The following is a 2,629-nucleotide window of genomic DNA, read 5'->3' as shown; positions in this document are numbered from 1 at the left end:
CTCAGATCGAAGAAAACCTGAGTTCCTGTACAGCGTCTCAAGCATCGACGCGATCGCGGGTGATTGGCACGAAGCGGACCGGAAGCAGTTCGCGTTGCTCGAGCGTTCCGTCTGGCTGTTTGCTGAGCACCACCAGGCTCTGGTCGCCACCGCTCGAACCGAGTGGCATCACGATTCGGGCCCCGACCTTGAGCTGATCGACCAGCGGCTGCGGAACCTCGGGGCCAGCGGCGGTGATGATGATGGCGTCGAACGGCGCCGCCTCCGGCCAGCCGAGATAGCCGTCGCCGGCACGCACGTGGACGCGCTCGAATCCGAGCTCGGCGAGCAGTGCCTTGGCCCGAGCGGCCAGCTCGGGCTGAATCTCGACACTGTAGACCTCGGCGCCCATCGCACCGAGCACCGCCGCCTGATAGCCTGATCCAGCGCCGAGTTCGTAGACACGACCACCATGAGGCGGCAGCCGCAAGAAGTGGCTCATCACCGCGACGATGTAGGGCTGGGAGATGGTCTGGCTGTTGCCGATCGGCAATGGACTATTTCGGTACGCGTGCTCACGCATGTCCGGTGGCACGAAGTGCTCGCGTGGTACGCGAACGATGGCGTCGAGCACGCGCGGATCGAGCGGCTCCGCTCCCAGGTAGACACGGGTCTCGGCCAGCTCGCGCTTGATCTCGTCGATCAGCAACGCGCGCGCCTGTGCAAAATGATCGCTGTCGGTGGATGGGACGGGACTCATCGCAATGGCCTCCAGGGGTTAGGCTGATGCTGGATAACGCGGACTGAAGGTGCCGGTCTACTACGCAACCGGCAGCCACTGGCAGGCGTTAGGCTGGTCCCCCCTCTCGGGGCTCTCGGAGCCAGTCGGCGCGCTGCTCGGTCTGCTGTTGCTGTCGGGGTTCTGCTCTCAGGTGATGTCCGTCGCGACGTTTGAGACGATCGATCGCGGCTTCACGCCTGCTTTGCTTCGTCCAGCAATTCCGCCATCGATTCGGGCGCTTCGCCCGCCTTAGCCTGCTTGCTCGATCTCGGCGACCGCCTGCTTGACCGAGAGGAAGCTATCCGGGTTGACCGAGATCGAATCGATCCCGGCGCGCACCAGGAAGGCGGCGAAATCCGGGTGATCGCTCGGCGCCTGGCCGCAGAGCCCAACCTTGCGCTCGCGCTCATGGGCGTCGGCGATCACCGAGCTGATCATCTGGCGCACGGCATCGTTGCGCTCATCGAACAGATGCGCCAGGCGGTCGGAGTCGCGATCGACGCCGAGCACGAGCTGGGTCAGGTCGTTGCTGCCGATCGAGAAGCCGTCGAAGCGCCCGGCGAAGTCGCGCGCCAGGATCACGTTCGATGGGATCTCGCACATCACAGTGACCTCGAGCCCGCGCTCGCCGCGCTTCAGGCCCTCTTCGGCCATGACCTCGAGCACCCGGTCGGCCTCCAGCGGTGTGCGGCAGAACGGGATCATCACCCGGATGTTGTCGAGACCGATCTCCTCGCGCGCCTTGCGGATCGCCCGGCATTCCAGGGCGAAGCCCTCCCGGTACGCGTCGCTGTAATAGCGACTGGCGCCCCGCCAGCCGAGCATCGGATTGGCCTCGACCGGCTCGAAGGCGCGGCCGCCGATCAGGTCCGCATACTCGTTGGTCTTGAAGTCGCTCATGCGCACGATGACTGGATGCGGATGGCTGCCTGCCGCGATCCGGGCGATACCGCGCGCGAGGTGATCGACGAAGTACGCCTGCGGGTCGTCCCAGCCAGCGGTCAGCGCGGCGATCCGCGTGCTCGCGTCCTCATCCTCCACCGCCTCCGGGTGGATCAGCGCCATGGGGTGGATCTTGATCTGCTGATTGACGATGAACTCCATCCGGGCCAGGCCGATGCCGTCGCTCGGCAGCTGCCACCAGCGCAGCGCGGCCGCCGGGTTGGCCATGTTCAGCATGATCTTGGCGTTGGTCTTTGGGATGTCCTCGAGCGCAATCTCCTCGGCCTCGAACGGAATCCGCCCGGCATAGACGCGCCCGGTCTCGCCGCTGGCGCAGGAGACCGTGACCTCGTCGCCGTCGGCCAGCTGTTCGCTGCCATGGCCGGTGCCGACGATCGCCGGCAGACCCAGCTCGCGGCTGACGATGGCGGCGTGCGAGGTGCGCCCGCCGTGGTCGGTGACGATGGCCGCAGCGCGGCGCATGATCGGCACCCAGTCCGGATCGGTCATTTCGGTCACCAGCACGCCGCCGTCCTCGAAGCGGTCGTTCTCGCCGGCGTCATCGAGCCGGAACACCTTGCCGGCGGCGATGGCGTCGCCGATCGCGGTGCCACTGACCAGCGGCTCACCGGCCTCCTCAGGGCTGGCCTCGAGCCGATAGGTCTTGAGCAGGCCCTCGGCCCGCTGCGAGTGCACGGTCTCGGGTCGCGCCTGGACGATGAACAACTCGCCGGTCTCGCCATCCTTGGCCCATTCCATGTCCATCGGCTTGCCATAGTGGTCTTCGATGGTCACCGCCCAGCGTGCCAGCGACAGGATCTCGGCGTCGCTCAGCACCAGTGCCCGCTGCTCGTCCTCGCTGGTCTCTGTGAGTACCGTCGGGTCTTCGCTGTTGGCCTCCGCATAGACCATTTTCTGCGCCTTGCC

At 66.4% G+C, this 2,629-nt stretch carries 2 protein-coding genes; both read right to left on the bottom strand.

The features are described 5' to 3' along the window. Positions 1–37: 37 nt before the first annotated feature. Positions 38–739: a protein-L-isoaspartate(D-aspartate) O-methyltransferase gene (locus tag ACLFQI_RS13310; RefSeq protein WP_410760044.1), complete on the bottom strand. Its 702-nt coding sequence runs from the start codon at positions 737–739 to the stop codon at positions 38–40. Positions 740–1,009: 270 nt separating this feature from the next. Further along, a partial coding sequence (gene ppsA, locus ACLFQI_RS13305) for a phosphoenolpyruvate synthase (protein WP_410760043.1) occupies positions 1,010–2,629 on the bottom strand: 1,620 nt, incomplete at its 5' end.

Source organism: Halochromatium sp., assembly GCF_046541315.1.
GTDB lineage: Bacteria > Pseudomonadota > Gammaproteobacteria > Chromatiales > Chromatiaceae > Lamprobacter.
This window is presented reverse-complemented; position numbering and strand designations above follow the sequence as displayed.